Source organism: Sulfitobacter sp. S223 (assembly GCF_025143825.1).
In the GTDB taxonomy this organism is placed as follows: domain Bacteria; phylum Pseudomonadota; class Alphaproteobacteria; order Rhodobacterales; family Rhodobacteraceae; genus Sulfitobacter.
The window spans coordinates 3,107,972-3,133,268 of record NZ_CP083560.1 but is presented as its reverse complement, the minus strand read 5'-3'; the positions used below and the strand labels follow the sequence as shown (position 1 = coordinate 3,133,268).

The 25,297-nt window shown below is 53.0% G+C and carries 26 protein-coding genes and 1 pseudogene; 11 read left to right on the top strand and 16 right to left on the bottom strand.

Annotation, left to right across the window (positions count from 1 at the left end; translation table 11 throughout):
* The first annotated feature begins 131 nt into the window (after positions 1–131).
* Positions 132–2,420: an adenosylcobalamin-dependent ribonucleoside-diphosphate reductase gene (locus K3757_RS15010; protein ID WP_259996683.1), complete on the top strand. Its 2,289-nt coding sequence runs from the start codon at positions 132–134 to the stop codon at positions 2,418–2,420.
* Positions 2,421–3,010: 590 nt separating this feature from the next.
* Here the strand turns inward: K3757_RS15010 and K3757_RS15005 are convergent.
* The 3 genes from K3757_RS15005 to K3757_RS14995 form a co-directional block, all read right to left on the bottom strand.
* Positions 3,011–3,304 carry a DUF1330 domain-containing protein gene (locus tag K3757_RS15005; RefSeq protein ID WP_259996679.1) on the bottom strand — a complete coding sequence of 98 codons (294 nt, stop codon included), beginning with the start codon at positions 3,302–3,304 and terminating at the stop codon, positions 3,011–3,013.
* Between the two features lie 2 nt (positions 3,305–3,306).
* Positions 3,307–4,287, bottom strand: a complete 981-nt coding sequence (locus K3757_RS15000) for an SMP-30/gluconolactonase/LRE family protein (protein WP_259996677.1) — start codon at positions 4,285–4,287, stop codon at positions 3,307–3,309.
* Positions 4,288–4,376: 89 nt separating this feature from the next.
* Positions 4,377–5,279, bottom strand: a complete 903-nt coding sequence (locus K3757_RS14995) for an AraC family transcriptional regulator (RefSeq protein ID WP_259996676.1) — start codon at positions 5,277–5,279, stop codon at positions 4,377–4,379.
* Between the two features lie 357 nt (positions 5,280–5,636).
* On the opposite strand from K3757_RS14995, the gene K3757_RS14990 reads away from it, so the two are divergent.
* Entirely contained in the window at positions 5,637–6,038 is a 402-nt protein-coding gene (locus K3757_RS14990) for an SRPBCC family protein (protein WP_259996674.1), read from the top strand.
* The gene (locus K3757_RS14985; protein WP_259996672.1) at positions 6,035–6,859 is read left to right on the top strand and encodes an RNA polymerase sigma factor; all 825 of its coding nucleotides are present in this window, start codon (positions 6,035–6,037) and stop codon (positions 6,857–6,859) included. Before K3757_RS14990 ends, K3757_RS14985 begins: the two co-directional genes overlap by 4 nt.
* A 43-nt stretch (positions 6,860–6,902) precedes the next feature.
* Here K3757_RS14985 and K3757_RS14980 read toward each other — a convergent pair whose 3' ends face one another.
* A complete protein-coding gene (locus tag K3757_RS14980; protein WP_259996670.1) occupies positions 6,903–7,523 on the bottom strand; it encodes an FMN-dependent NADH-azoreductase in 621 nt (206 codons plus the stop codon).
* A gap of 31 nt (positions 7,524–7,554) precedes the next feature.
* Complete coding sequence (locus tag K3757_RS14975; RefSeq protein WP_259996667.1) at positions 7,555–8,505, bottom strand: alpha/beta fold hydrolase; 951 nt, start codon at positions 8,503–8,505, stop codon at positions 7,555–7,557.
* Positions 8,506–8,694: 189 nt separating this feature from the next.
* On the opposite strand from K3757_RS14975, the gene K3757_RS14970 reads away from it, so the two are divergent.
* Positions 8,695–9,351, top strand: a complete 657-nt coding sequence (locus tag K3757_RS14970; RefSeq protein ID WP_259996666.1) for a CGNR zinc finger domain-containing protein — start codon at positions 8,695–8,697, stop codon at positions 9,349–9,351.
* 384 nt (positions 9,352–9,735) lie between these two features.
* Positions 9,736–10,368 (top strand): tyrosine-type recombinase/integrase, encoded by a 633-nt coding sequence (locus K3757_RS14965; protein ID WP_259996665.1) that lies wholly within the window; start codon positions 9,736–9,738, stop codon positions 10,366–10,368.
* A gap of 145 nt (positions 10,369–10,513) precedes the next feature.
* Here the strand turns inward: K3757_RS14965 and K3757_RS14960 are convergent, their stop codons facing one another.
* Positions 10,514–11,230, bottom strand: coding sequence for a YafY family protein (locus K3757_RS14960; protein ID WP_259996664.1), 717 nt, complete (start codon positions 11,228–11,230; stop codon positions 10,514–10,516).
* 89 nt (positions 11,231–11,319) lie between these two features.
* On the opposite strand from K3757_RS14960, the gene K3757_RS14955 reads away from it, so the two are divergent.
* Together K3757_RS14955 and K3757_RS14950 are read left to right on the top strand one after the other, a co-directional pair.
* Entirely contained in the window at positions 11,320–11,739 is a 420-nt protein-coding gene (locus K3757_RS14955) for a GFA family protein (RefSeq protein WP_311201743.1), read from the top strand.
* Positions 11,739–12,200 carry a VOC family protein gene (locus K3757_RS14950; RefSeq protein WP_259996663.1) on the top strand — a complete coding sequence of 154 codons (462 nt, stop codon included), beginning with the start codon at positions 11,739–11,741 and terminating at the stop codon, positions 12,198–12,200. Before K3757_RS14955 ends, K3757_RS14950 begins: the two co-directional genes overlap by 1 nt.
* A gap of 84 nt (positions 12,201–12,284) precedes the next feature.
* Here K3757_RS14950 and K3757_RS14945 read toward each other — a convergent pair whose 3' ends face one another.
* Genes K3757_RS14945 through K3757_RS14935 form a run of 3 tightly spaced genes read right to left on the bottom strand, consistent with a single transcriptional unit; the run spans position 12,285 to position 14,105 of the window.
* Positions 12,285–12,686 carry a DUF6326 family protein gene (locus tag K3757_RS14945; protein ID WP_259996662.1) on the bottom strand — a complete coding sequence of 134 codons (402 nt, stop codon included), beginning with the start codon at positions 12,684–12,686 and terminating at the stop codon, positions 12,285–12,287.
* Between the two features lies 1 nt (position 12,687).
* Positions 12,688–13,416 (bottom strand): DUF2306 domain-containing protein, encoded by a 729-nt coding sequence (locus K3757_RS14940; protein WP_259996661.1) that lies wholly within the window; start codon positions 13,414–13,416, stop codon positions 12,688–12,690.
* Positions 13,413–14,105 carry a class I SAM-dependent methyltransferase gene (locus tag K3757_RS14935; RefSeq protein ID WP_259996659.1) on the bottom strand — a complete coding sequence of 231 codons (693 nt, stop codon included), beginning with the start codon at positions 14,103–14,105 and terminating at the stop codon, positions 13,413–13,415. Before K3757_RS14935 ends, K3757_RS14940 begins: the two co-directional genes overlap by 4 nt.
* A gap of 157 nt (positions 14,106–14,262) precedes the next feature.
* Here K3757_RS14935 and K3757_RS19065 point away from each other — a divergent pair, with 157 nt between their 5' ends.
* Both K3757_RS19065 and K3757_RS19060 read left to right on the top strand, forming a co-directional pair.
* Positions 14,263–14,667 (top strand): LysR family transcriptional regulator, encoded by a 405-nt coding sequence (locus K3757_RS19065; RefSeq protein WP_311201742.1) that lies wholly within the window; start codon positions 14,263–14,265, stop codon positions 14,665–14,667.
* Between the two features lie 5 nt (positions 14,668–14,672).
* Positions 14,673–15,140 carry a substrate-binding domain-containing protein gene (locus tag K3757_RS19060; protein WP_311201741.1) on the top strand — a complete coding sequence of 156 codons (468 nt, stop codon included), beginning with the start codon at positions 14,673–14,675 and terminating at the stop codon, positions 15,138–15,140.
* A gap of 388 nt (positions 15,141–15,528) precedes the next feature.
* Here the strand turns inward: K3757_RS19060 and K3757_RS14925 are convergent, their stop codons facing one another.
* The gene (locus tag K3757_RS14925; RefSeq protein ID WP_259996658.1) at positions 15,529–15,720 is read right to left on the bottom strand and encodes a hypothetical protein; all 192 of its coding nucleotides are present in this window, start codon (positions 15,718–15,720) and stop codon (positions 15,529–15,531) included.
* Positions 15,721–16,878: 1,158 nt separating this feature from the next.
* Here K3757_RS14925 and K3757_RS14920 point away from each other — a divergent pair.
* The gene (locus K3757_RS14920; protein WP_259996656.1) at positions 16,879–17,397 is read left to right on the top strand and encodes a hypothetical protein; all 519 of its coding nucleotides are present in this window, start codon (positions 16,879–16,881) and stop codon (positions 17,395–17,397) included.
* 180 nt (positions 17,398–17,577) lie between these two features.
* Positions 17,578–18,533, top strand: a pseudogene (locus tag K3757_RS14915) (IS3 family transposase); the annotation flags it as partial.
* 214 nt (positions 18,534–18,747) lie between these two features.
* On the opposite strand, the gene K3757_RS14910 reads toward K3757_RS14915, so the two are convergent.
* The 6 genes from K3757_RS14910 to K3757_RS14885 all read right to left on the bottom strand — a co-directional run bounded on the left by K3757_RS14910 (position 18,748) and on the right by K3757_RS14885 (position 25,296).
* A complete protein-coding gene (locus K3757_RS14910) occupies positions 18,748–19,890 on the bottom strand; it encodes an iron-containing alcohol dehydrogenase (protein WP_259996654.1) in 1,143 nt (380 codons plus the stop codon).
* Between the two features lie 3 nt (positions 19,891–19,893).
* Positions 19,894–21,381, bottom strand: a complete 1,488-nt coding sequence (glpK, locus tag K3757_RS14905; protein WP_259996651.1) for a glycerol kinase GlpK — start codon at positions 21,379–21,381, stop codon at positions 19,894–19,896.
* Between the two features lie 117 nt (positions 21,382–21,498).
* Positions 21,499–23,220, bottom strand: coding sequence for an ABC transporter substrate-binding protein (locus tag K3757_RS14900; protein WP_259996650.1), 1,722 nt, complete (start codon positions 23,218–23,220; stop codon positions 21,499–21,501).
* Positions 23,221–23,286: 66 nt separating this feature from the next.
* A complete protein-coding gene (locus K3757_RS14895) occupies positions 23,287–23,559 on the bottom strand; it encodes a DUF2160 domain-containing protein (protein ID WP_259996648.1) in 273 nt (90 codons plus the stop codon).
* Between the two features lie 16 nt (positions 23,560–23,575).
* Complete coding sequence (locus K3757_RS14890; RefSeq protein ID WP_259996647.1) at positions 23,576–24,424, bottom strand: carbohydrate ABC transporter permease; 849 nt, start codon at positions 24,422–24,424, stop codon at positions 23,576–23,578.
* Positions 24,424–25,296: a carbohydrate ABC transporter permease gene (locus K3757_RS14885; protein ID WP_259996646.1), complete on the bottom strand. Its 873-nt coding sequence runs from the start codon at positions 25,294–25,296 to the stop codon at positions 24,424–24,426. Before K3757_RS14885 ends, K3757_RS14890 begins: the two co-directional genes overlap by 1 nt.
* Position 25,297 lies beyond the last annotated feature (1 nt).

Below are 25,297 nucleotides of genomic sequence, written 5' to 3'. Positions count from 1 at the left end.
AGGTAGAGTAAAGCGCCGCAGAAGCAAACTGTTGTGTTTTTGTGAGCAGAAAAAGCATCAAAGAGTGGTGGCGTTTCTGACAATGCACGCTATGGTCTGCCTCCGCCCCAACACGAACCAAGGAATCGCTAATGACCCGCTTTGCCGCCCCAATCGCCGAACAGATCTGGGATATGAAGTACCGCTTCAAAGCCGCTGACGGCACGCCACATGATGTAACCGTTGAGGATACATGGCGCCGTATCGCGCGCGATCTGGCTCAGGTCGAGGACGACAAAGACAGCTGGGAAGAAACCTTTTACGAAGCGCTGGAAGATTTCAAATATCTGCCAGCAGGCCGCATCACTGCTGGTGCCGGTACCGCACGGCGGGTAACGCTGTTCAACTGCTTTGTAATGGGAACAGTGCCGGACAGCATGTCGGGCATCTTCGATATGCTGAAAGAAGCCGCGTTGACCATGCAGCAGGGCGGTGGGATCGGGTATGATTTCTCAACCATCCGTCCAAAGGGTGCGGATGTACTGGGCGTTTCTGCTGATGCATCGGGTCCGCTGTCCTTCATGGATGTCTGGGATGCAATGTGCCGGACGATCATGTCTGCGGGATCGCGCCGTGGGGCGATGATGGCGACGATGCGGTGTGATCACCCTGACGTCGAAGCGTTCATTTCCGCCAAATCTGACGCGGCACGGCTGCGTATGTTCAACATGTCCGTCCTGATCACTGATCCGTTTATGGAAGCGGTCAAGGCAGATGCCAGCTGGGATCTGAAGTTTGACGGCAAGGTCTACAAGACCGTGCAGGCGCTGGACCTGTGGAATGCGATCATGAAGGCAACCTATGATTTCGCCGAACCAGGCGTGATTTTTATTGATCGGATCAATGAGGCCAACAACCTCAGCTATTGTGAAACCATCGCGGCAACCAACCCCTGCGGTGAACAGCCTTTGCCGCCTTATGGCGCCTGCCTATTGGGCTCTATCAACCTTGCGCGTGTGGTGTCTGATCCCTTTGAGGGCAACGCAGCCCTTGATCTGGAAGCATTGAACGAGCTGGTCGCGACATCCGTCCGGATGATGGACAATGTGGTCGACGTGTCGAAGTTCCCGCTTGAAGCGCAGCAGCTTGAAGCCAAAAACAAGCGCCGTATCGGCCTTGGAGTTACCGGCCTTGCCGATGCTCTGCTGATGCTGGGCCTGCGCTATGGCTCGGATGGGGCCGCGCGGCAGACCGAAGAATGGCTGCACGCGATCGCCCGCGCTGCATATCTGGCGTCAGTTGATCTGGCGAAAGAAAAAGGCGCATTCCCGCTGTTCGATGCTGAAGAATATTTGGCTTCCGGAACAATGCGGGCCATGGATGAAGATGTGCGCGAAGCCATCCGTACCTACGGCATCCGTAATGCGCTGCTTACCTCCATCGCGCCCACTGGCACGATCAGTCTCTATGCTGGCAACGTAAGTTCAGGCATCGAGCCTGTGTTCGCTTATGCCTACACACGCAAGGTTCTGCAGAAAGATGGCAGCCGCACCGAAGAGGAAGTTGTCGATTACGCCGTGCAGATGTGGCGCGACAAGTTTGGTGACCGTGAATTGCCCGACTACTTCGTGAATGCGCAAACACTCGCGCCTCTGGAACACGTCAAAATGCAGGCGGCTGCGCAAAAGTGGGTCGATTCCAGCATTTCAAAGACCATCAACTGCCCCGAAGACATCTCCTTTGATGCGTTCAAAGACGTGTATATGGAAGCTTGGGATACTGGATGCAAAGGCTGTACCACCTACCGGCCGAATGATGTGACGGGCTCCGTCCTGTCGGTTTCCGAAGACAAGAAAGCAGCACCCGAAGTTGTCAGCCATGACGGCGAAGAGCCAATGGCACCGCATGGTGATGTCATTTACATGTCCGAACCGCTGGATCGGCCGGAAGAGCTTGAAGGATCTACATATAAGATCAAATGGCCGGACAGCGAGCATGCGCTTTATATCACGATAAACGATCTGGTTGTCGGCGGACATCGCCGTCCTTTCGAAGTGTTTATCAACTCAAAGAATATGGAACATTTCGCCTGGACTGTTGCGTTGACGCGCATGATCTCAGCAGTGTTCCGGCGCGGCGGTGACGTTTCGTTCGTCGTTGAAGAACTGAAAGCGGTATTCGATCCACGCGGTGGTGCCTGGATGAGCGGCAAGTACATCCCGTCAATTCTTGCGGCGATCGGCGGCGTAATCGAACAACACTTGATCGCGACAGGTTTCATCGAAGGCGAAGGCATGGGGCTTAAAACAGATCCTCAAGCGAACGTTGTCGGTCTGGAAAAGCCTCGTGGCAAGGCATGCTCAAGCTGTGGGCAGTATGACCTGCGGATGGTCGAAGGGTGCATGACCTGTGGTAGCTGCGGTCATAGCAAGTGCGGCTGATGATCTTGCGTTAGAGCTGATTATTGATGTTCGACATCGAAAGTCCGTCTTTACGACAAAAGACGGGTTTTCTGGCGAATTTTGCGGGTGATTGAACACCAGTGATCGAAATAGCGTCACATCGGACTTTGCAGTCTGTAAAGCTATAGAACCAAAGAAGGCGGATCCTTAGGATCCGCCTTTAACTTTTTGTCGATATGTTCCCTCTTCAACGAGGTGTGGAACGTCGCGGATCTTTGACTTGATGGCTGGGGGGCTCTGAATGCTATCAGGGGGCGTCACGTAATACTGACCCAAACCGGACCTTTAGCACGGTCAGGGTCAAGGTCTGCTATGCGGGACAAACCCGACTTTGGAGCGTATCCATTGAATGGCCGCTTTCATCAGCCTTCATGTGTATCGAGAAAACGCCGGAAGAACGCAGCTGTTAGCTGCTAGCCTAAACAAGAAATTCCCAAAAGTGTTCGTGGAGGGCGACACGCCCTCGTTCAGATATCAATGTTACGCATCTCGCCAAGTGTGATCTACAATCTGAGCCCCATTTGATGATGTTGCCGCAATTCTCATAGCGGCAACATCATGCTCTCGCACTAAGCGCTCAAAACATAAATCTCCATTTGCAAGTAACTGTTGTCCCGCAATTGGATCAGGTCTTGGTAGGCCTGTTGGTCGAAAAACGATTTTGCGGCGTCTAGATCTGGAAATTCAATTGCCAAAACCGTTGCTGGTGTTTTCCCTCCTGCCAAGTTGTCGACAACGGGACCACGCAGCTTTATCTCGACGCCAGCGGTCTTCAACAAGGATCCAACAGCTTCGGCGTAATGCTTCACCCCTTCGGATTTGACCGGGTCTGGGGTCGATATGACAACAACATGTGCGCTCATCCCTAGTTTCCTTTCAATGACGGTTGGAATGTTTCAGGTAATTCGACCGCAAGGATGCGGTATGGGTCAGCAGGGCCGGCTTCTGGGTCGAACAAATGGTCAAGCTGACCTTCGACAACATAGGCCGTGCTGCCAACAACGGTTGCGGTTGTGGGCACATTCAAGTCTGGCGCAATCGCTTCGAGCGTCACAGTGCCGTCGGACAACGTCGCCCCCCAAAGCGCGCCGCGCGCACCGGCAGAGAGGCCACCGCCCTCTACGATCAGAAACCGACCATCTCCCAAAGCTGTCAAACCATCGGCACCCTGAATTTCTTCTGACATCTCAAGGTCAGTGATGATGCCAGCATGCCCATCAGCGTTTAGTTCAATCTGATGCAACGTGCCGGTGTTGTAGCGAGCAACAAACACCGAGCCATCACCATAGGCGATCCCATTGAGATTAAAGCCTTCGCCAGAAAAGCGGCTATCGTCGAGCCAAATTTCCAGCTGATCTGCGCCTGGCGTTAAAGAATAAATGCGCGGTACAAAGCTGTCCGTCGCCAGAATCGTGCCGTCTGGAAGTTCAACGATATCGTTGCAGAATATACCGCCTTCTGGGAGCGGGTAACGGCCTGAGGGTTCACCGGTTTTTGTGTCAAACGCAACCAGAGCCGGCGCCGCTGTTCCGGTCAAGGCGCCGATTCCGGGATCTGACGAACAGACAAACGTTTGCTCGCCTGCAACGTGAAGGCCAACAACGGTCACCAAACCATTTGAACCAGCGGCGACAAAATCAGAGACTTCCGCGGACTGAAGGGTGATCTTCACGATCCGCCCTTGTGTCAAACTGCCGACGTAAAGATTGCCCGCGGCATCATTTGAAATGCCTTCAGGTGCGAATGCCAAATCCGGAAAAACGATATTTGCGTCGGCAATCGCCATGGCAGGCGTCGTGACTGCGAATGAGCCGGCTAACAGCAGGTTTGTGAATGAGAGTGTCATAGTGTTCCTTTCCAATGTTACTTAGAAAGAGATGGGCTATGTCCGTCCTGCTTTCGCGCTGCGGCAGGTCAAGGATGCGCTTCAAACGGTCAATTTCCGGCGCGCTGTTGATCGAGCATGACAACGTCACCGGCGGGCCGTTTTTGGGTCGCGCGCAGCTCGGTTGGGCTCATTGAAAACCGCAGGCGAAACCGTTCCGCAAACCGCGATTGCGATTGATATCCGCATTCAAAGGCGATTTGGCCGATTGGCATGTCAGACGATATGACCCGTTCGACACCCTGATTGAGACGCGCGTCTTCGAGCAGATCCCGAAAACCTGTCTTTTCCGCCTGAAGGCGGCGGCGCAAGGTTCGTTCGCTCATCGCGAGGGTATTGGAGAGATCCTGCACGGACCAATCGTGCGAAAGGTCGGTCATGAAATGTTGGGTGACCCGTTCGGATAGGGTGTCACCACGCGACAGCAGAAGGTTTCCTGCCAGTCCCTGTCTCGCCAAGACCAATAAGAGTTCGACCAACCGGTGGCGGGTTTGTGTAATGTCAGTGGAATATTTTTGATCATGGGCAAGCCAGTCAGCAATTAGGGAATAGGCTTCGTTTGAACCGGGTGCTTTCCACTTTGGTGTTAATTCCCAATCCTTTAGGCCATCTGAATAGGCTTTGCCGAACAAGTCTATTGTCGATTGATCGAACACCAAAGACGCGCCCAAAAACCGGTTATGGCCCAGTTCAGGAATGTTTTCGACGTCACAGCGGATGCCTTTAGGCAGCATGAGGATTTCGCCGGGTCGCGCGTCATAGACTTGATGTTCTGCTACAACCCTTTTGTGCCCGACAATCGGAAACATCAGGACAGGTGCGGACATATCCATCTTGGTCAGCCGTTGCAGCTGTTGGCATCCATTGATCCAAAAATTTCGTGTCGTTTGTCCAGTAATGAAGGCTTCATTCATAGACATCTCAAGCCGAGATATGATTTTCTGTTCGATCATTGGACGTTCTCCTGATCTGAAGGGGTCTCGCTTATTTATCAGGTTATTTTGCGTTTTTTCAGGCCAAAACCATCATTGGCCATTTGCGGCGCAACATTGGCCGGATCTGGATAACATCTCCCAAACAGTGATCGACGGCCTCATGATATTGATTGGTTGGACTAATTGCTCGGATTACCGTCTTACCCAGAAATACCTTAGAGAACAGATGTTCGACGTGCGTCGCTCTCGGTGAATGTCTTTTGACAATTACTCGCCAAACCAAAAAACTTTGAATCACCATGTAACACTTTGCTGTTTCACCCTCTCTTCATATGTATCCGCCGCAGTTTCGCGACGGGAAACTTGGAGATCAAAATGAAAAATTTCGACGTACAATCTATCGGCCTAACTGTTCCCGCAAACGTGGCATTCGACTATATTTCGCAGCCGTCCAACTTGCCGAAATGGACCAATGCGTTCTCACGCGCAGATGCCACAACGGCTGACCTTGTTACGCCAAATGGTGAGGTTCCAATCAAGTTACAAACTGTGGTGTCACGGGACGCGGGTAGTGTCGATTGGTTGATGACTTTTCCCGATGGCTCAACGGGTGCAGCGTATTCGCGGATCACGCCAAACGGTGACAATGAAGCTATCTATTCCTTCGTGCTGATGGCTCCGCCTGTTCCGCTCGAAGCATTGGAAGGTGCGCTTGAAGCTCAAAAAGGCATTCTCTCGGGCGAACTGGAGGAACTGAAAGGAATCCTTGCCGCATGATCATCTTTGATCCTTCACAAGTGGAGGCCGCGCGACAGGGAAGTCGCGCGGCCTTAGACGCGCTTATCCATGCCGCAAAAGGTCCGGTATTCAACGTCGCGATGCGGATGCTTGCCCATCGCGAAGACGCCGAGGACGCGACGCAGGAAATTCTGATCAAGATCATCACCCATCTTGGTGATGTGCGTGACGTCAATTTGACTGGCGCGTGGGCCTTTCGTGTCGCGACCCGTCATCTGAGCGAAACCGCGCGGCTGGGTCGGGTCGAAAAGATGCGGATGACTTTTGATGACTTCGCTGAAGATCTGCATCACGACCAAGGTGACGCCGCACATATTGGTTTGACCGAAATTGAGCACCAGCTTGCGTTAAAGGAAGTGAAGGTCGGTTGTACGTTGGCAATGTTGGTGTGCCTGTCACGACCACTGCGCATGGCCTATATTCTGGGTGATATCTTCGAGATGACAGATACAGAAGCCAGTAATGTTCTAGAAATTCCATCCGGCACATATCGCCAAAGGCTGAGCCGTGCGCGATCTACAGTCAGTGGGTTCATGCAAAAGAATTGCGGCATCCAATCTGAACAGGCGCAGTGTCGTTGTGACAACCGTATCGCACCCGCCTTGAAGAAGGGACGCATCGCGAAAGGCATCGCACATCTTGACGGCGATCAGGTTGGGCATCGGGCTCCGGATGTCATCAAGCAAGATGTAGGAGCACTAGAAGAAGTACAACGCACAGTCGCGATTATGCGATCAAACCCGCAGTTCGCGACCTCGGTTCCGTCATTGGTCGAGCAACTTCTGGACCAGATTTCGTAAAGATCCCCCGAAGACTAAGTGTCGTTCGGGGGACCTGACTATATTACGATACCAACTCAACAGAACGATCAATCGCGGCCTTTTGGTCCCCAAGCGGGTCACCTGTCAGCAGAGATGGCTGAAAACGGACATCTGTGGTTTCGGAAACACCGATAAATTCGAGCCACCAAGACAGATAGGTTGAATGAAAATCAGCCCCGTATTTCGCCGGTGCACCGGGCGCATAAACACCCGCAGTGTAGAAAACGCGCGCCACTTTGTTTTCCAGCAACCCACTATATCCGGCCTCAGGGTCAAACCCGAACAGCAATCCAGGTTGCGTGATGATATCGATGTATTGCTTCAACTTGTAGGGAACACCGCAGTTCCACATCGGAACCGAGAACACATATTCATCCGCATCGGTAAACCGTTGTGTGATCGCGACAATCTGGTCCCAGGCCGATTGGGCTTCGTTGTTCATTTCACCGACGCCAAAGAATGTCATCTTGGCTGCGGCTTTGTCGCCATCGAATTCAGGCAGATCCGCTTGCCATAAATCAAGCACATCAATTTCCACATTTGGTTGACGGGCTTTGCGTTCAGCCAAATACGCATTTGCCAATTTTGAGGATTGAGATTCATCGCCACGGGGTGAAGCCGCTATATATAGGATTTTCGTCATTTTGATCTGTCCTTTGGAAGTGTGTGTGCGTCTAGCGCGCCATAAATTTAAGAATTTCATCGCCGATCTCCGCTGCGTGGGTTTCCAATGCAAAGTGGCCCGCATCGAAAAGGTTCACGTCCGCATCCGGCAAAACCGCCTGAAGCGCGGAGACGCCAGCTAACGTAAAGAACGGATCGTTTTCGCCCCAGACAACCAATGTGTCTGGCTGGGCCTGTTCCAGATATTCTTGCCAAGCCGGATAGCGCGCAACGTTGTCTTGATAGTTCCATAAGTATTCAAGTTGGACCTCGGCATTGCCGGGGCGATCCAATCCGGCCTGATCGTGGATCCATGCGTCTGGGCTAAGGCGTTCGCGGCGGCTTGACCCCTCAACATATTGCCACTGTGTGGTTTCGGCTTTGAAAAAACCGCGAAGCGGTTGTTCGGTTTCAGCCGAACGTTCAGCCCAAAACGGGGCAAATTGGCCTACGATATCAGGGTTCCAACCTTCCGCATGGATCGTCGCGTTTTGAAAGATCATTCCTTCGACACGTTCTGGATGTTCAACAGCAAGGCGCAGCCCAACGGGGCCGCCAAAGTCCTGCATATAGAGCGTGTAATTGGTCAGGCCGATATTTTGCGTAAAGGCGTCCATCGTCTGCGCCAAGGTTGTGAAGTCGTAGTTGTAATCTGCGGCATCTGGTGCTGAAGACTGTCCAAACCCAGGATAATCAGGTGCGATGACGTGATAGGATTGCGCCAAGGCTGGAATGAGATCGCGAAACATATGTGACGAAGATGGAAAACCATGCAGCAACAACAGCGTCGGAGCATCTTTTGGACCTGCCTCACGGTAAAAAATCGAAACATCATCGATTTCAACAGCGTGATAAGTTGTATTGTTGAGCGGGTTCGTATCTGCCCATGCGCTTGAGGATTGGAAAGGGGCGCTTAGAAGCAACGCACCAGCGATGGCATAGAGTCGAGTTGAATAGGTCATTTGTGATTCCTTTAGTAACCTTTAAAGGTTGTTTTGATGGTTACTTTTGCTAACCCCCTATAATTTATTAAGCTAGTTACTTTAATGTGATCAGCTGAAGCGCTTTACGCCGTAAAAATAACTTTCATAATGCAGGTAAGGGGGTTACCTTGAGTGATTGCCCTATGCAGTGCGTCGTTGAGAGATGACATGAACGCAGTTTCAAATCGCCCAGACCCAATGTTTATTGGTGAAAGCCCCGCGCTCGATTTTTTAAATTCGGTTGCGGCCCCTAAGGGCAAAGTCATCGACTGGCTCGACACGGAATCTGGTTTACTGGATTGGCTTGTGAAATCGGGGCTTTGCACAGGCGACGAATTAGACGTGTTTCACAGTGAACCGCGGACGATTGAACAGACAAAGGCGTTGCACGATATCCATGAATTTCGCGGCGCATTCCGAACGTTTATAGAAAGGATGGCAGGGGGTGATGCTGCGCAGCCCGCAGACCCCTTCATTGAAAAAATCAATGCGATCCTACTTCGTGGCACGTTGACGATGCAGATAACGCCGCCGCCGGTCGATCAAGACAGGGAAGACGGCGCGACCACGTCGGGGGCCCTGACGACACAATACCAGATACGACAACCACATGATTTGCTGCCCCGAATTGCCGCAGCCTGCGCCAAATTCATCTGCGAGGCCGATTTCGCCTTTGTCAGAAATTGCGAAGGACCAACGTGTACTTTGTATTTTCACGATGTCAGCAAGAATCGCAAACGTCGCTGGTGCAGCATGAGCGTTTGCGGCAACCGCGCGAAGGCTGCGGCACACCGAAAGGCCTCTGCGACGGCGCCAGAGGTGTAGTTGTCACGACAGCCGCTTCATGACCGGCAGCCCTACGTGGCCCTTTTCACACAAATGCTGGCTAGTTCAACAATCGCTACGCCGGAAACTGTTGTAACGTTGCTGGTTCGATCTTCGTCAGAACCCTCTTTCGTGCTGTACCGATGGCCTGGCCCAAGGCCAGATCGGCGTAGGCCTTTGCTGATTTCATAAATCCTGCCCCGCGAAAGCGGACTTTGGCTACGGTGCAGAAAATCTGAGGAGAGGGCTCTTTGCGGCCCAATGCGTTCGCAGAAACACCGTTTGCCAGCGACTTCGGACACCAGCCGTTCAACAAGATGCTATGCTCTTGTTGTCAGCGCGGTGCTGATGCCTGGGTTTGGAGGGAGGATTGGAGGGCATATTATGCCAAGAGTCCAACTTCCCGCAGTTACCCCGAGAAACAAAGCCTGGAACAAGGGGCGGATCATCGGTCAGAAACGACCGCTTCTTCCCAAACAGGTTTGGGCCATTCGCGCCCGGCTCGAACTTGCAGGCTATCTGCGCGATCTTGCATTGTTCAACATTGCAATCGATAGCAAGCTGCGAGGCTGTGATCTGGTCAAACTCGGCGTGGCCGATTTGGTCAAAGATGACCGAGTTCGTGAGCGCGTTTCAATTATCCAGAGTAAGACCAAGAAACCCGTTCAGTTCGAACTGACTGAAAACACGAGAGATACAGTCATTGCGTGGGTAAGATCACCTGAGATGATCGGGTGCCGCTTTATGTTCCCGAGCCGCTTTCACGACCGTCCGCATATCTCAACGAGGCAGTATGGCCGACTGGTACGTGACTGGGTGACGGCGATTGGTCTGGAACCCAGCGGATACGGGACACACTCGATGCGTCGAACCAAAGCTGCGGAGATTTACCGCAAGACGGGTAACCTTCGCGCAGTACAACTTCTACTCGGCCACACGAAGGTCGATAGCACTGTGCGATACTTGGGCGTCGAGCTGGAAGATGCTCTAAGTATTGCTGAGCGCATCGACATCTAAGACCTGTTGGCGAGCGGTTGTGCCGTTCGCCAATCCAGAACGGACCTAGGAATTTCATGCCACAGACGGCGGTAGCGAGCCCAAAGTGCAGGATGCTGCGGTTTGAACAAATGGCGGCTTTGGTGAATTGGTGTGGTGAATGCACTCATCCGTCTTTTTGGGGTTGGATTGCATAGCTCGCGCGTTCCTGATCCATTTCAGAACGCCAGCGTGCGCGCAAGGAAAGCGCATTTTCTGGTATCCGTTTCTCTAGAATATCTGCTGAAATCATACGATCGGTGCGAAAGTAACGAAAACCGTTCCGCAGCTCACACCAAGCTGCAAGAATGCGGCCTGCGTCCCGATAGCCAAGTAGAATTGGCCAGACGACGCGCTCCGTGCGCGTTCCTGAACCGCCTTCGTATACCAGTGTTATCTTTCGATGCCTACGGATGGCATTTCTAAGGGACGAGGAATTGACCACCTCGAAAGCTGGAACAACAGGTGCGATACTCGTAGCTGGTTCCAACACGTGTGCCCGCAGGCGTTCTGGTACGACCACCTCAATCTTAGCAAGTAAGTTAAGGGCGGCTTTTGCCAAATCTGGCTCGCCTCTGCTTGCAACCCAATGCGCACCCAAAACGGCGGCATCCATTTCATCGGACGTCAACATCAACGGCGGCATATCAAAGCCCTTTTCAAGGACGTAACCGACGCCAGCTTCTCCTCGGATGGGGACGTCCTGCGCCTTTAATGCCGCGATATCGCGATATACGGACCGTTTGGACGACCCCAGCTCATTCGCGATATGCTGGGCAGAAATCGGTTCTCTCGCGAGGCGGAGAAGTTGGACAATTTCGAATAATCGCTCCGCTTTGCGCAAAAACAGTTCCTCGCATTCAATGCTGCCATGATGCTGTCAGCATGCCATATTTATGTCGCAAAGCAAACGTGTGAGTAAGGTCGTTGAACATGAAAGGAAAGATTATGATACGGGGAAGTTGCTGCTGCAAGGCGGTCCAGTTTGAGTTGACGAATGAGCCGTCATTTGTCGGTACATGTCACTGTTCGAGGTGTCGTAAGGTTGGCGCAAGCACCATCGCATTTGTGAAAAAGGAAGACCTCAGATGGATTGCAGGTAAGGACTGCGTTCAGGTTTTCGCACCGACTACCCCATACATTTATGCGCGGTGCTTTTGCAAAGTCTGCGGCACGTCACTTGGCGAGATACTATCAACCGAAGACAGTTTCCCAATCGCAGCAAATGCCCTTGATGGAGATATTGCCCTCACGAACCAATCCCACGAGTTCGTTTGTGAGAAGCCTTCGTGGTACACTATTTGTGATGATGCGCCTCAGAACGATGGGCACCCAGCAGAGGCGAACACTTGATGAAACGCATGATATCAGCCCAATACTTCAGCCTCTTTGCTTTCGTATTTAACATAGCTGCATCCTCAGTGAATGCTGAACCGATCCACACTGATCGCTTTGGTCTCTATGTCGTTGTCGATGATATGGATCGAGCCAGCGCGTTTTATGAGCAATTGTTTGGCGTTCCGGAGATCCAGCTGCCAAGCCTCGTCGGCTTCGAAGTTGCAGGTGGCCTCTATGCTGTTGTCTCGCGCGAAACATATGCTGCCGATGCGATCCGCGGTGATACGATGCGGGCTTACATTAATGTAGCCGATATTGAAGAGGCTTTCGTGAGGACGCGAGCAATAGCACCAAACCGTTTAGAAAGTTCTGCCGTCATTGTAGAAGGTCCCTTTAGGTTTTTCCGAGTCCGCGATCCCGACAACAACGTATTGGAGTTTTTCTCCATCGATCAGGCACCGTCCGATACGCAATGAAATTTTGTTGCTGAGGGTTTTGGAGCGGACATTCCATCCAATTCGATCGTGCAGCCACACATTTGCCAGTTTTGGAGTTACAACTTACAACAGTTCTGGGCCGCGCCAACGCCATGCCACCGCAACAATGCTGATCAAAGCGATCAACTGAATACCCATGAAAAAGACGTTGTCGAGGTCGGGTTTGAGGTTCATCGCCACGATCATGACAATTGTCAAAAGGCCCACACCAATGTTCGTCCATCGATTCAGTCTATGTGGCAACAGCAACGCGAGGACTGTCATCAAGATTGGAATCTCTATCATGATCCCGCCTAACAGCATCAACATTTCCGTTATCACGACCCCGTCAATTATGCCGGACATCATCTGTTCCAGCATGCCGGGGCGGCCCAACTCATGAATATCGCGTGCAAAAAAATTCAGGATGATGAAGACCCAAAGGATCGACAAAAGAAGACGGGGATTGCCATTTTGGTACGTCATTTCAAATCTCATTTCTTGGTATTGAAGGCCGTACAGGGGGCAGTGACGAATGCTTTTGCCGACGCTTTGGCGGCCTCAGCATGGCACGTATGAAGATTTCTGCGGCCAGCAGGTTGACCACCCACGCGAAAATCATCAACCCGTCGCGCAGGGGTCCCATCGCTTCGGAGCCGACAGCAATGATCCAACTAATGCCCAAAACAGTCTGCGTCGACGCGCCCTGACCGATGGCATAGGCCCGCACCATCGACGCGCTGTGTTGGAGAACGTTGAGGGATCTGGCTGCGATCACGGCCCAGATGATGAGTCCGACCATTGCGGTGCCCAAGACCATCCGCACCCGATACAGCGCGGGCCCCTGAAGCGGTTCGGGAAACACATAAAAATGGGTCATCCACAGACCCGTGAGCGCAGAAATACACCCCGCGATCGCAATCAATCGTCCGATGACGCGATGCGCCGCCGGACGCTGGCGGCGCGGGCTTGGTAAGAACTGGAAAGCGCCGAGCACGCAGAACAAACTACTGCTCGTGATGTGGAGAATAATGGGGAGCGGAGCAAGCAATGCCCGAGGGTTTACTGGTGCGATCTGCGGCCCACCTGTTAGCTCAAAAATCCGTATCAACCCGCCAACGACCGGAATGAACGAATATACAGAGATTACGCCAAGAATGATCCACTCGGATCTTCCTAAGCCCAATTTGGGGACTTTTCTAATTGGAGAGATCATAACGGCCGCCGCGCCCAAAAAGCAGTGCTCGCGAAGCCAGCAAAGGAGCCGAGCCGAACCGGCTGGTATCCGACATCGACAAGCTTAGATGCATGCAGCCATGCAATGCCCTCTTGTTCTGTGATCGCCCATGTGCGCCACAAGAGTTGGACGAGTGCGCCGAAAAGTGAGGGCCGCGTCACGCAAAGGAACACCATGCCACCCGGCTTCAGAACGCGGACCATCTCTGCAAGGGCACGTTGGGGATCCGGCAGATGTTCAAGAACATGCGCGGCCATAACGACGTCAAAGGACTGATCATCATAGGGCAATGACATGACATTGGCCTGTTGAAGATGGGGGCTCAGCCCGGAGTGCTGCATCAATGGCTTGGTCTGCACAAGCATTTCAGCAGAGGTATCAACAGCGTGGAAATCGGCCGGCCCCTTCATGAGGCTAGCAAGCGCAATCGAAAGGCTGCCATTACCGACACCGCAATCAAGGATCCGCGCCCTTTGCTCAACCTGCATAAGATCCGTCACAACCCGAGAGGCCAAAAGGGGTTCGCAATATGCGGCATTCAACCGAAAACGACGCGCCGTCCGCGCCCATTTGCCCGAAACCGCGTCGTAGCGGCTGGCGAGGTCCGTTGTCGAAAGCGGGCGCCTGCTTATGAGAACCTCCCAAGAGCCGATGCGACGCGTTGCCATGGGGATTGCCTTTTCCATGACAGGGGTATCCGATGGCCTGTGCCTTTTTCTTTCTGGAGTCGTCATTTTATTGCTGCCTTAAGTTCGTCACCGGCAACACATAGATCGCGGCGCACCAATACGGAATTGCGCATCTATCTTGATCTGGTATACGAAAATGATGGAGTGGAAACGATCAGCCTTCGACTGGAACCAAGCGCGGGCGTTTCTCGTCACCGCTGAAGAAGGGTCGTTGTCCGCAGCCGCGCGCGCCCTTGGGCTGACGCAACCGACGCTGAGCCGACAGGTCGCCAGCCTTGAAGAAGCACTCGGGGTTACACTCTTCGAGCGGACATCGCGCGCACTTTTGCTGACCCAGTCAGGCGTAGAGCTGCTCGCACATTTCCAAACGATGGGCGATGCAGCAAACACCATATCCGTTGCCGCAACAGGCCAGTCCCAAGCTGTAACCGGGCATGTTTTGATTTCGGCTACAAACGGGATGGCGACGTTTTATCTGCCGCCTATCCTCAAGAAACTGCGCCAGACCTACAGATCGAGATTATCGCATCAAATGAGTTGAGCGATTTGCGCCGTCGAGAAGCGGACATCGCAATCCGTCACAGTCGACCCAATGACGAGACCCTGTTTGCAAAACGGCTTCGCGACACGAAGGCACATCTTTTCGCGTCAAAAGAGTACCTTGATGAAGTTGGCCGCCCCAAGTCGCTGGCTGATCTTGAGAAATTAACGTTTGTCGGTTTCGACCAACCAGAACAGCGACTTGGTTTGATGGCATCACGTGGCGTGAATCTGACGACCGCGAATTTCAATTTTTCGACGTCGAGTACCACACTTACGCTCGAACTTGTCCGGCAAGGCTTTGGGATCGGCATCCTCCCAGTCGAAATCGGGGCTGATTACCCAGAACTCGAAAACCCGACTTCGGCGTTTGAGCCGATCAGTATCGAGACATGGCTGGTGGCCCACCGCGAGCTAAAGACAAACCTACGCATTCGCGTAGTTTTTGATCTACTGGCAGAGGGTATTGGTTAAGACCATCGAAGCTCCGTCACCGAGTCGACGCTGGAAAGCCAACACTGCCGCTATTCAAAACAACCCCCGCAATGGGCCATCGCATGGGAAGTCCCAGCACAGATGAAACGTCAATTGCGGACTTACGCGCAGCTGCAGCGAAATGGCGCTTTGTCCGCATTGCAGCCTCTCGGCCCCCGACTTGGCAGTTGTTTTTGTGTGCAACCGCAGCGAACGGCAGCAACGAGCCCAATTCGACCGATGCTGTGCTTCGCACCAATGTCCGCTTACGACGAACAGCCAAAAACCTTCAACAACTGCTCGGGTTTTGAACGGAATTTTTGGTAGCGTCATTTCGGATGATTTTTGCATGTGCCAAAAACGAGCGTTTTTGGCGAGCTAAAGCAATCTAATCACAAGCACCACATAGCGCGCCTTCATAGCCCTCAGGAATCTCCCGCCCAAGCGGAGCGCCGCAATTGATACAGGTATCGTCACTCACGGAAGAATTTCCAACGTCTGCTTCGCCTTGATTCCCTCGGCGGCGATCCTCGTGCCATGCAGCGCGTTCTTTGTCTGTAAAGCTATTGTTCTTAGTCATAGGTATCTCCTGAAGCGTTTAGGCACGCGCCTACAGCGATAAGTATTGCGCCCTTTGTGACCCAATTCATAATTTGCCTATGTGGCAGAAATTGGGTCTCATCGCTTACTTCGATGACACACAGAAAGGCCATGATTAAATGGCGATATTCGAAACCGCACGGAACTCCCAAAAACGAGCGTTTTTGGTACATTGACCTTAGCGTTCACTGATCCAATAATGCGCCGATGAAACGCGTCTTATCAGGCATCGCCATATCTCTAGTTACAGCCGCACCTGCGATTGCAGGCTGTTCCAACTACGAAGACGGCAGCTTGCCCAACACCTAAGCACCTCAATACCGGGTCTGCTACGATGACGTCTGCGATGAGACGACATTGTCCTATGAGTGTAGCAATATCAGAGGATCCCAAACTGGTTTCGCAATCGGATGGTCAATTGATGTCGTGATCGCAGAGAATGGCGATCAAACAGCAATCATAGGATGGCAAGGTCGCACCATCGATGAGGACAAGCATCATCGGTTGTCGGTCGAGGAAATAGTAGACTGATGTGATGGGCCCTCAACTGCGGCAGGCAATTACGACGACAGCAATTTGATAGCGCCGTTGGCGTATTTGTATTCGACGGCAGTAAAGTCCGCTGAGCGGACCTCCGACATCGTGTCAAAAACGAGGGTTTTGGGAACGCAGATGAATAGCAATTGTGCGGACTTTTCCGCCCTTCGGCTTCATGTTGTCAATGATCGCTCCAGCCCTTTCACGACAGTCGCTCATCATACAATATGAAGCTAATAGCGCACGTGAGGAGGCATCTTCTGCACCTATAAGCAATGTGCAGCCACAAGAAAGAAACTAACATGGTGAAACTTACCATCTATCTCGACACTTCGTCCTGAAACCATCTGCTCAGTGGGCAAATGTCGTCCCTAGGACAGGCGATCGGCAGATCGGATTCTTGCATTCCTTGCTATTCTACTCAGAGTATCGAAGAACTTCTTGGAGCACGCGACGAAAAGAAAAGAACCGGATTGAATCTGCAACTTGATGTAGTTGGTGCCAAATGCCTTGAGACAATCTCCGACAGCGTAGGCGGCATGCCAACGGGCCACAGGATAACCGTAAAAATCGCGAGGAACGAACCCAAATCTACAAGGATATGCAGAACTTATCATCCGTCGGCGGCTTCGGACTTGGTGATCTTCTCCAAAAATTCATTGGCGGGATTGATTCAATATCCTTTGATGATGTTTCCAAGATGGCGCTGGCAGACTTGGACCAACTACTCGATTTTGATGTTTCAGAGTTTCCTCCGGAACTGGCTGCCACGGTCATGGGCGCAGCGGAAGAGATGAAGGAGAAGGCGCGCAAAGCACAGTACGATCTCACTGAACAATTAAACCGTGAGAATGATATTCGGCTTCAACAGCTAGACACCGCTCGGATCAATAACTTTGTTGGAACTGGGGCTGTTGATCAAATCATTGAAGCAGAAAATTTCCACGAAGGCACCTCTGTTATGGTCGAAGAATTTCTTAAGCAGCCACCGCGCATACCCTCCAAGCGTGCCGATGCGCACCTTGGCAGCCCAAGTTGGGAGCAAGTCTATCGGCTCGCGCAATTATTGTTCCTACTGTCCGTCGTCAGAGTTTTTGGAACCAATGGCGGCCTAATCTAAGAGAGAGTTTGGCTCATCTGGTTTGTTTGATTATGCGGCGCGTTGTCTGTGATGCAAGCGTCGCGTTTCGAGCGTCTTTCGTTTGATCCTTTCCACTGCCCGGCAGGGTTATGCGCAGCATGATCCCGAGAGGGGCGTTGTTTTAGAATGGCTTTGTCACGCCCGAAGTAGACGTCAGCGCGTCTAAGGCTGGCCAAACTGGGCATCCCCCGCACCACGTTCTATCGTTGGTACGATCGGTACCTGCAGCGCGGCGAGGCCGGGTTGCAGGATCAATCTCCTAAGCCAAAGCACGTCTGGAACCGCATCCCCGACGAAGTGCGTCGCAAGGTGGTCAAACTGGCGTTGAGGGAGACGGAGTTGTCACCGCGAGAGCTGGCGGTGACCTTCACTGACAAGGAAAGTTGCTTTGTATCAGAGGCTTCGACATATCGTATCTTGAAGGCGCACGACCTGATCACCAGCCCAGCTTTCATTGTGATCAAGGCCGCTAACGAATTCAAAGATAAAACCACAGCGATCAATCAGCTCTGGCAGACCGACTTTACCTACATCAAGGTTCTGGGATGGGGCTGGTTCTACCTCAGCACCGTCCTCGACGATTACAGCCGCTATATTGTCTCCTGGAAGCTCTGCACCAACATGCGGGCTGAAGACGTGACGGATACCCTGGACCTCGCCCTTCGGGCGTCTGGCTGTGACCAAGTTCACGTCGTTCACAAGCCACGTCTGCTCAGTGACAACGGATCCAGTTACGTCTCGGGCGATCTGGCAGAATGGCTGCAAGACAAAGGCATGAAGCACTCGCGTGGCGCGCCATATCATCCCCAAACACAGGGAAAGATCGAACGTTGGCACCAGACCTTAAAGAACCGCATCCTGCTGGAAAACTACTTCCTGCCGGGTGATCTCGAACGCCAAATCAAAGCCTTCGTCGATCACTACAATCACCAGCGCTACCACGAGAGCATCAGCAACGTCACACCCGCTGACGTCTACTTCGGGCGTGACAAAGCCATTCTAAAACAACGCCCCTCTCGGGATCATGCTGCGCATAACCCTGCCGGGCAGTGGAAAGGATCAAACGAAAGACGCTCGAAACGCGACGCTTGCATCACAGACAACGCGCCGCATAATCAAACAAACCAGATGAGCCAAACTCTCTCTTAGATTAGGCCGCCATTGGTTCCAAAAACTCTGACGACGGACAGTGGCCTAAACGGACATTACGGGCGGAAAAAAAGCGCGAAAGGACCAATTGCCTCATCCAGACTTAAGTATACTGATGTACCTGATCGACTTTCCCCCAAAGCAACCGCATGGGAAACTCAACTACAAGGTTTGGCTATCTTACTTAGCGGACTGTAGTATCTCCAACAGTTCATGTTCTGAAAGTACAAAAGGATTGCCGCCCATTGAGGATGCTCTAGACGCGGCTTGTGCAACTTTCGAATAGTCTGCCGCGGATAACCCCAGCCCTTCCAAACCGGGAAGACCCATCTTCCGCGACCAACTACGCAGCGCAGCAATACCCATCCCTTTTTCACCTTGGGCAAAGTGGGTGTCGACTTCATCCAGTACCCACTCCAAGCGGATCGAAATGTCCGTATGCTTCTTAGCTTTGCGCAGGTGCGATTCAAGCACAGCAGGAAGCAGTGCGCCGCATATCGCCCCATGAGGGGCATTGGTTTCTCCGCCGATCACACCTGCGAAACCATGTACAGCACCAAGGCCCGCATTCGCTAAGGCCAAGCCGCCACATGTGCTGACCCAAGCCATTCTATCCCACGCTTCGGACGCATCGTTTTCCACCAGATCTTTCAGCGTGCGAAGACCTGTTGAAATGGCCGCATGGCACAGGGCGTCGGTCATTGGATTGGCTTTGATCGACAAATACGGCTCAATCACTTGGGTAACCGCGTCGAGCGCGGCCGCAAGGGCCACATGTTTTGGCGCGCCCTGCATGAGAGATGGGTCAACGATGGCAATCCTCGGCACCATACGCGGGTCGCGTAAACTGACTTTAATACCTTGATCAGGCACCAAGATGACCGCGTTTTTAGTGACTTCAGCACCGGTCCCTGCCGTTGTTGGCAATGCGATCATAGGTAGGGGAGGGTGATCCAAAGAACGACCATCCCCAACAACTTCGAGGTATGTCATTGGATCGCCATCACAGGGGATCAATGCTGCCAGCGCTTTGGCAAAATCGAGGACTGAACCGCCGCCAAGCCCGATAACAATGTCCGGTGAAACCCCTTTTAGCTGGCGCAGCGCGCGTTCAATATCGGGCAGGCTCGGCTCGCTTGCGCAACTAATTCTTTCAGTCTTAAGACCTGCCGAATTGCATGCATCTATCAGCCACTGTGCGCGCGTGGCACTCGCGCCATGAACTAACAGAACCGAGGTGCCGAAGGATGCGGCCAACGCTGCTGTATTTTGACTTTGGCCTCGGCCAAAATGGATCGCTTGTGGGCTTATAAAAGAAAACATCGCTTAAACGCTCATAGTGGCAAGGACGGCTCTGCCCCATGCCGCATATTTTTCGGCGCGCAGTGTTTCGTCCATCGCGGGTTTGAATTGTGTTTCACAGGCCCATGTCTTGGCAAAGACTGCTTGGTCTGGATAGACGCCTGCGTGCATTCCCGCCAGCCAAGCAACCCCGAGGGCCGTCGTTTCCTGGCTCGATGGTCTGTCGACAGGGGCTGAAATGATGTCCGACAAAAACTGCATCGCCCAATCGCTTGCAGACATTCCGCCATCGACTCGTAGCGTAGGCTGGACGCCGGGCGCCTCCCAGTCAGCAGCCATGGCTTGCAGCAAATCCCGTGTCTGAAAGCCAATACATTCAAGCGCCGCTTTTGCCATTTCAGCGGGGCCTGTTGCGCGCGTCAGGCCAAAGGCGGCGCCTCTGCAATCAGGGTTCCAATAAGGGGCACCCAGACCAACAAAGGCCGGAACAAGGATCACGTTTTGCTGGGGATCTGCCTGTTCGGCTAAGGCCTGCGTTTCGGCCGCGTCCTGAATGATCTGCATCCCGTCCCGCAACCATTGTACGACAGCGCCTGCAATGAAAATCGAACCTTCAAGCGCATAAGTCGGCTTGCCATCAAGTTGATAGGCGATTGTGGTGAGTAGACGGTTCTCTGACATGACAGGCGTATCGCCTGTGTTCAAAAGCGCAAAACATCCCGTACCGTAGGTCGATTTTATCATGCCGGGTTCAAAACAGGCCTGTCCGATGGTGGCAGCCTGCTGGTCTCCGGCAACACCGTTGATGGGAATTTCAACGTCGAACAAATCCGGTCGGGTGGTGCCATAATCAGCGGCACAATCTTTGACCTGCGGTAACATCTGCATGGGTATATCAAGGAGCTCACAGATCGTGCTGCTCCATCGGCCTTTGCGAATATCATACAGCATTGTGCGCGCGGCGTTGGTCGCATCCGTTGCGTGTGTCTTCCCGCCTGTCAGTTTCCAGATAAGAAAGGCATCGACAGTGCCGAACAGCAACTCGCCCCGTTCAGCGCGGGCGCGTGCGCCGTCTACATGGTCCAGTATCCATTTCAGCTTGGTGCCTGAGAAATACGGATCGAGCAAAAGCCCCGTGCGCTCTGTGATCATCGCCTCGTGACCTGCATCGCGCAGTTCTGCGCAGACATCTGCCGTACGGCGGTCCTGCCAGACAATCGCGTTATGCAGCGCCTCGCCGGTTTTCTTATCCCAGACGATGACAGTTTCGCGCTGATTGGTGATGCCGATTGAGGCAATTTTTGAAGGCGTTATGTCGGCTTGGTCAATGACGTCACGACAGGTCGACAGCGTCGTTTCCCACAAATCCCGGGGATTATGCTCAACCCAGCCGGATTGGGGGAAATGCTGCGCGAATTCTTCATGCGCGATGGCACATGTAGTCATCGTTTTGTCGAACAGTATCGCGCGGGTTGATGTTGTGCCTTGGTCAATTGCTAGGACATAGGTCATGAATGGTCGCCGGTTATTTGAGGTGAAAACAGCGGCCCTTCTGAAGGGCCGCTGATCTTGGACGTGTTCATCAAACCGTTTGAACTGGGACCAGTTTCTTGGCCCCAGAACATAGGTTTACTGCCAGGATTTGATCAGCTCGTCATAAGAGATAGTCACTGGTTCTTCGTCTTCATTGGCCAGTTTCGCTTTGGGCGAACCGGGTTGGGACAGCCAGTAATCTGCATCTTTCTCTTCGTTCATAACCGGACCAAGTTCACCCTGAACACCGGCACGCTCCAGACGGATCAGAACTTTTTCCTGATCAGCGCAAAGTGAGTCGAGTGCTTCCTGAGGCGTCTTTGCACCGGACATTGCGTCGCCGATGTTCTGCCACCACAGCTGAGCCAGCTTTGGATAGTCAGGAACGTTGGTACCTGTTGGAGACCATTGTACCCGTGCTGGTGAGCGGTAGAATTCAACCAGACCACCCAGTTTCGGCGCACGCTCGGTAAAGCTTTCGTGCTGGATCGTGGATTCACGAATGAATGTCAGACCAACATGGCTTTTCTTCACGTCCACAGTCTTGGACGTCACGAACTGGGCATAGAGCCAAGCCGCTTGTGCACGGTCAACAGGTGTGGATTCCATCAGCGTCCAGGAACCGGCGTCTTGATAGCCGATCTTGGTGCCTTCGGTCCAATATGCACCATGTGGTGAAGGGGCCATGCGCCATTTTGGCGTGCCATCTTCGTTCATCACGGGCAGATCAGGCTCTACAGACGCGGCGGTAAAGGCCGTGTACCAGAACATCTGCTGTGCAACGTTACCCTGCGCAGGAATTGGGCCTGCCTCAGAGAATGTCATGCCGGCTGCGGCAGGCGGAGAGTATTTTTCCAGCCATTCGATTGCCTTGGTCACAGCATAAACAGCAGCGGGGCCGTTGGTCGCGCCACCACGTGCCACACAAGAACCAACCGGTTGGGAATTTTCGTTTACACGAATGCCCCATTCATCAACGGGCAGGCCATTTGGCTCACCTACGTCGCCGGCACCAGCCATGGACAGCCACGCATCAGTATAGCGCCAACCCAAGGACGGGTCTTTCTTGCCGTAGTCCATGTTGCCAAAGACTTCGCCTTCTACGCCCAGACGAGACAGGTCACGACCGGTGAAGAATTCCGCGATGTCCTCGTATGCGGACCAGTTGACCGGCACACCCAGATCGTAGCCATATTTGGCTTTGAAGTCGGCTTTGTTCTGCTCGTCGTTGAACCAATCGTACCGGAACCAGTACAAGTTCGCGAACTGCTGGTCGGGCAGCTGATAGACTTTTCCGTCAGGTCCGGTTGTGAACGAAAGACCGATGAAATCCTCAAGGTCGAGGTTCGGGTTCGTCACAGCGGCGCCTTCGCCGGTCATCCAGTCTGTCAGGTTGCGCGCCTGCTTGTAGCGCCAGTGTGTGCCGATCAGGTCAGAGTCGTTGATGTAGGCGTCATAGATGTTTTCGCCGGACTGCATTTGTGTTTGCAGCTTTTCAACAACGTCGCCTTCACCGATCAGGTCATGGGTGACCTTGATGCCTGTAATGGCCTCGAATGCGGGGGCCAGAACGGTGGATTCATATGTGTGCGTGCCGATTGTTTCTGACACCACGTTGATCGACATGCCTTCGTATGGTTTGGCCGCGTCGATAAAGAATTGAAGCTCAGCTTCCTGTTCGGCGCGTGACAGCGCCGACAGTTCGCCAATTTCGCTATCAAGGAATGCCTTGGCGGCATCCATATCGGCGAACGCGGGCGCGGTAAGCATGCAAGCAGCAAGACCTATCGCGGTGGTTCCTTTAAGTCGCAAGTTCATGTTGTTCCTCCCTAGATGTGAAAGTTATAGGCGGTCCGGTTCTTGCTTGCCGGGTCACCTATTCGATTAAACCCAGCGGAAGACCGCTAAGGCATAAAAGAAGCAGACGACCAGTGCGCCCCATTGCGGCGCACTGAGCAGTCCAAGCCAAGCCAGATTGATAAAGGCCGAGCCAAGTAGCGTGATGAATAATCTGTCACCACGGGTCGTTTCGATCCTAAGTATCCCGCTGCGCGGTGCTTCCGGATATTTGATCGCAAGCACCGTAAAGGTGACCAGCGTTATTGCGATGATGCCGAAGAAAACTGCGGTCGGCCAAGTCCATGCCATCCATTCCATAGGTGTTTCTCCTTTCTTAGACGCGGCCCAGGGCGAAGCCCTTGGCGATGTAATTGCGGACAAAATAGATCACCAACGCACCCGGCAGGATTGTGAGAACCCCGGCAGCTGCCAACACACCCCAGTCGATACCGGCTGCACCCACCGTGCGGGTCATCGTAGCGGCGATCGGTTTTGCGTTTACCGATGTCAGCGTGCGGCTGAGCAGCAGCTCAACCCAGCTGAACATGAACAAGAAGAATGCCGTGACACCGATGCCAGAGGCCACAAGTGGCGTGAAGATACGGATGAAGAAGCGTGGAAAGGAGTAGCCGTCGATATAGGCCGTCTCGTCGATCTCCTTGGGCACGCCACGCATGAAGCCCTCCAAAATCCACACAGCCAGCGGGACGTTGAACAGACAATGCGCCAAGGCGACAGCGATATGCGTGTCGAACAATCCAACCGAACTGTAGAGCTGGAAAAACGGCAGGGCAAAGACTGCAGGAGGTGCCATTCGATTGGTCAGGAGCCAAAAGAACAGATGCTTGTCACCCATGAACGTATAGCGGCTAAAGGCATAAGCCGCAGGCAGTGCGACCAGCAGTGAGATCACCATATTCATGACCACATAGGCCATGGAATTGAGGTAACCGGTGTACCAAGACGCATCCGTCAGAATGGTCAGATAGTTGTCAAACGTCAGGTCCCGCGGCCACAGGGTAAAGCTGTTGAGAATCTCTGAGTTGGTCTTGAGGCTCATCATCACCAGCCAGTAGATCGGCAACAGCAAGAAAAGCAGGTATAGGCCCATGACAATAGCGTTGCCTTTGATTTTGGGCAGGCCAAAACTGCGTTTGGTCGGTATGTGTGTGAAGTCAGACATCAGTGACCATCCCTTTTATCAAGGTTCGTCATCACGGTGTAGAACACGTAAGACACCAGCAGGATCACAAGATAATACATGATCGAGAACGCCGCAGCGGGACCAAGGTCAAATTGCCCCAGTGCCATCTTCACCAGATCAATCGACAAGAATGTGGTCGAGTTACCTGGTCCGCCGCCCGTCACCACGAAAGGTTCGGTGTAAATCATGAAGCTGTCCATAAATCGCAGCAGGATCGCGATCATCAGTACTCCCATGATCTTGGGTAGCTCGATAAACCGGAAGACTTTCCAGCGGCTGGCTTGATCGATCTTGGCCGCTTGGTAATAGGCGTCCGGGATGGACTGCAAACCCGCATAGGCCAAAAGGGCAACCAGTGAGGTCCAGTGCCAAACGTCCATGACAATGACCGTGATCCAAGCGGCATAGAAGTTTTGGGTATAGTTATAGTCAATGCCCAAGGCCGCCAAAGTATAGCCAAGAAGGCCAATATCGACGCGGCCAAAAATCTGCCAAATCGTGCCGACCACATTCCACGGGATGAGCAATGGTAGCGACATCAGGACCAAGCAAAACGAGGCCCAGAAACCCTTCTTCGGCATGTTCAACGCGACAAAAATGCCAAGCGGTATTTCGATGGCCAGAATGATTGCGGAAAACGTGATTTGTCGCCCCAGAGCATTCCACATGCGCTCAGATGCCAGCATCTCTTCGAACCATTCGAGGCCCGCCCAGAAAAACTTGTTGTTCCCGAACGTATCCTGAACCGAATAATTCACCACAGTCATCAGCGGGATCACCGCAGAAAATGCCACCAGCACCAGAACGGGGAGAATGAGGAACCATGCTTTTTGATTAACTGTCTTTTTCATA

Excerpts from the sequence above, each read along its gene's own strand:
- K3757_RS14885 (WP_259996646.1), bottom strand. The coding sequence starts at position 25,296 with ATGAAAAAGACAGTTAATCAAAAAGCATGGTTCCTCATTCTCCCCGTT.
- K3757_RS14920 (WP_259996656.1), top strand. The coding sequence starts at position 16,879 with ATGCAGAACTTATCATCCGTCGGCGGCTTCGGACTTGGTGATCTTCTC.
- K3757_RS15010 (WP_259996683.1), top strand. The coding sequence starts at position 132 with ATGACCCGCTTTGCCGCCCCAATCGCCGAACAGATCTGGGATATGAAG.
- K3757_RS14910 (WP_259996654.1), bottom strand. The coding sequence starts at position 19,890 with ATGTTTTCTTTTATAAGCCCACAAGCGATCCATTTTGGCCGAGGCCAA.
- K3757_RS14895 (WP_259996648.1), bottom strand. The coding sequence starts at position 23,559 with ATGGAATGGATGGCATGGACTTGGCCGACCGCAGTTTTCTTCGGCATC.
- K3757_RS14950 (WP_259996663.1), top strand. The coding sequence starts at position 11,739 with ATGAAACGCATGATATCAGCCCAATACTTCAGCCTCTTTGCTTTCGTA.
- K3757_RS15000 (WP_259996677.1), bottom strand. The coding sequence starts at position 4,287 with ATGACACTCTCATTCACAAACCTGCTGTTAGCCGGCTCATTCGCAGTC.
- K3757_RS14980 (WP_259996670.1), bottom strand. The coding sequence starts at position 7,523 with ATGACGAAAATCCTATATATAGCGGCTTCACCCCGTGGCGATGAATCT.
- K3757_RS15005 (WP_259996679.1), bottom strand. The coding sequence starts at position 3,304 with ATGAGCGCACATGTTGTTGTCATATCGACCCCAGACCCGGTCAAATCC.
- K3757_RS19065 (WP_311201742.1), top strand. The coding sequence starts at position 14,263 with ATGATGGAGTGGAAACGATCAGCCTTCGACTGGAACCAAGCGCGGGCG.
- K3757_RS14940 (WP_259996661.1), bottom strand. The coding sequence starts at position 13,416 with ATGATCTCTCCAATTAGAAAAGTCCCCAAATTGGGCTTAGGAAGATCC.
- glpK (WP_259996651.1), bottom strand. The coding sequence starts at position 21,381 with ATGACCTATGTCCTAGCAATTGACCAAGGCACAACATCAACCCGCGCG.
- K3757_RS14965 (WP_259996665.1), top strand. The coding sequence starts at position 9,736 with ATGCCAAGAGTCCAACTTCCCGCAGTTACCCCGAGAAACAAAGCCTGG.
- K3757_RS14925 (WP_259996658.1), bottom strand. The coding sequence starts at position 15,720 with ATGACTAAGAACAATAGCTTTACAGACAAAGAACGCGCTGCATGGCAC.
- K3757_RS14970 (WP_259996666.1), top strand. The coding sequence starts at position 8,695 with ATGAACGCAGTTTCAAATCGCCCAGACCCAATGTTTATTGGTGAAAGC.
- K3757_RS14955 (WP_311201743.1), top strand. The coding sequence starts at position 11,320 with ATGAAAGGAAAGATTATGATACGGGGAAGTTGCTGCTGCAAGGCGGTC.
- K3757_RS14900 (WP_259996650.1), bottom strand. The coding sequence starts at position 23,220 with ATGAACTTGCGACTTAAAGGAACCACCGCGATAGGTCTTGCTGCTTGC.
- K3757_RS14890 (WP_259996647.1), bottom strand. The coding sequence starts at position 24,424 with ATGTCTGACTTCACACACATACCGACCAAACGCAGTTTTGGCCTGCCC.
- K3757_RS14990 (WP_259996674.1), top strand. The coding sequence starts at position 5,637 with ATGAAAAATTTCGACGTACAATCTATCGGCCTAACTGTTCCCGCAAAC.
- K3757_RS14985 (WP_259996672.1), top strand. The coding sequence starts at position 6,035 with ATGATCATCTTTGATCCTTCACAAGTGGAGGCCGCGCGACAGGGAAGT.
- K3757_RS14975 (WP_259996667.1), bottom strand. The coding sequence starts at position 8,505 with ATGACCTATTCAACTCGACTCTATGCCATCGCTGGTGCGTTGCTTCTA.
- K3757_RS14995 (WP_259996676.1), bottom strand. The coding sequence starts at position 5,279 with ATGATCGAACAGAAAATCATATCTCGGCTTGAGATGTCTATGAATGAA.
- K3757_RS14935 (WP_259996659.1), bottom strand. The coding sequence starts at position 14,105 with ATGGCAACGCGTCGCATCGGCTCTTGGGAGGTTCTCATAAGCAGGCGC.
- K3757_RS14945 (WP_259996662.1), bottom strand. The coding sequence starts at position 12,686 with ATGACGTACCAAAATGGCAATCCCCGTCTTCTTTTGTCGATCCTTTGG.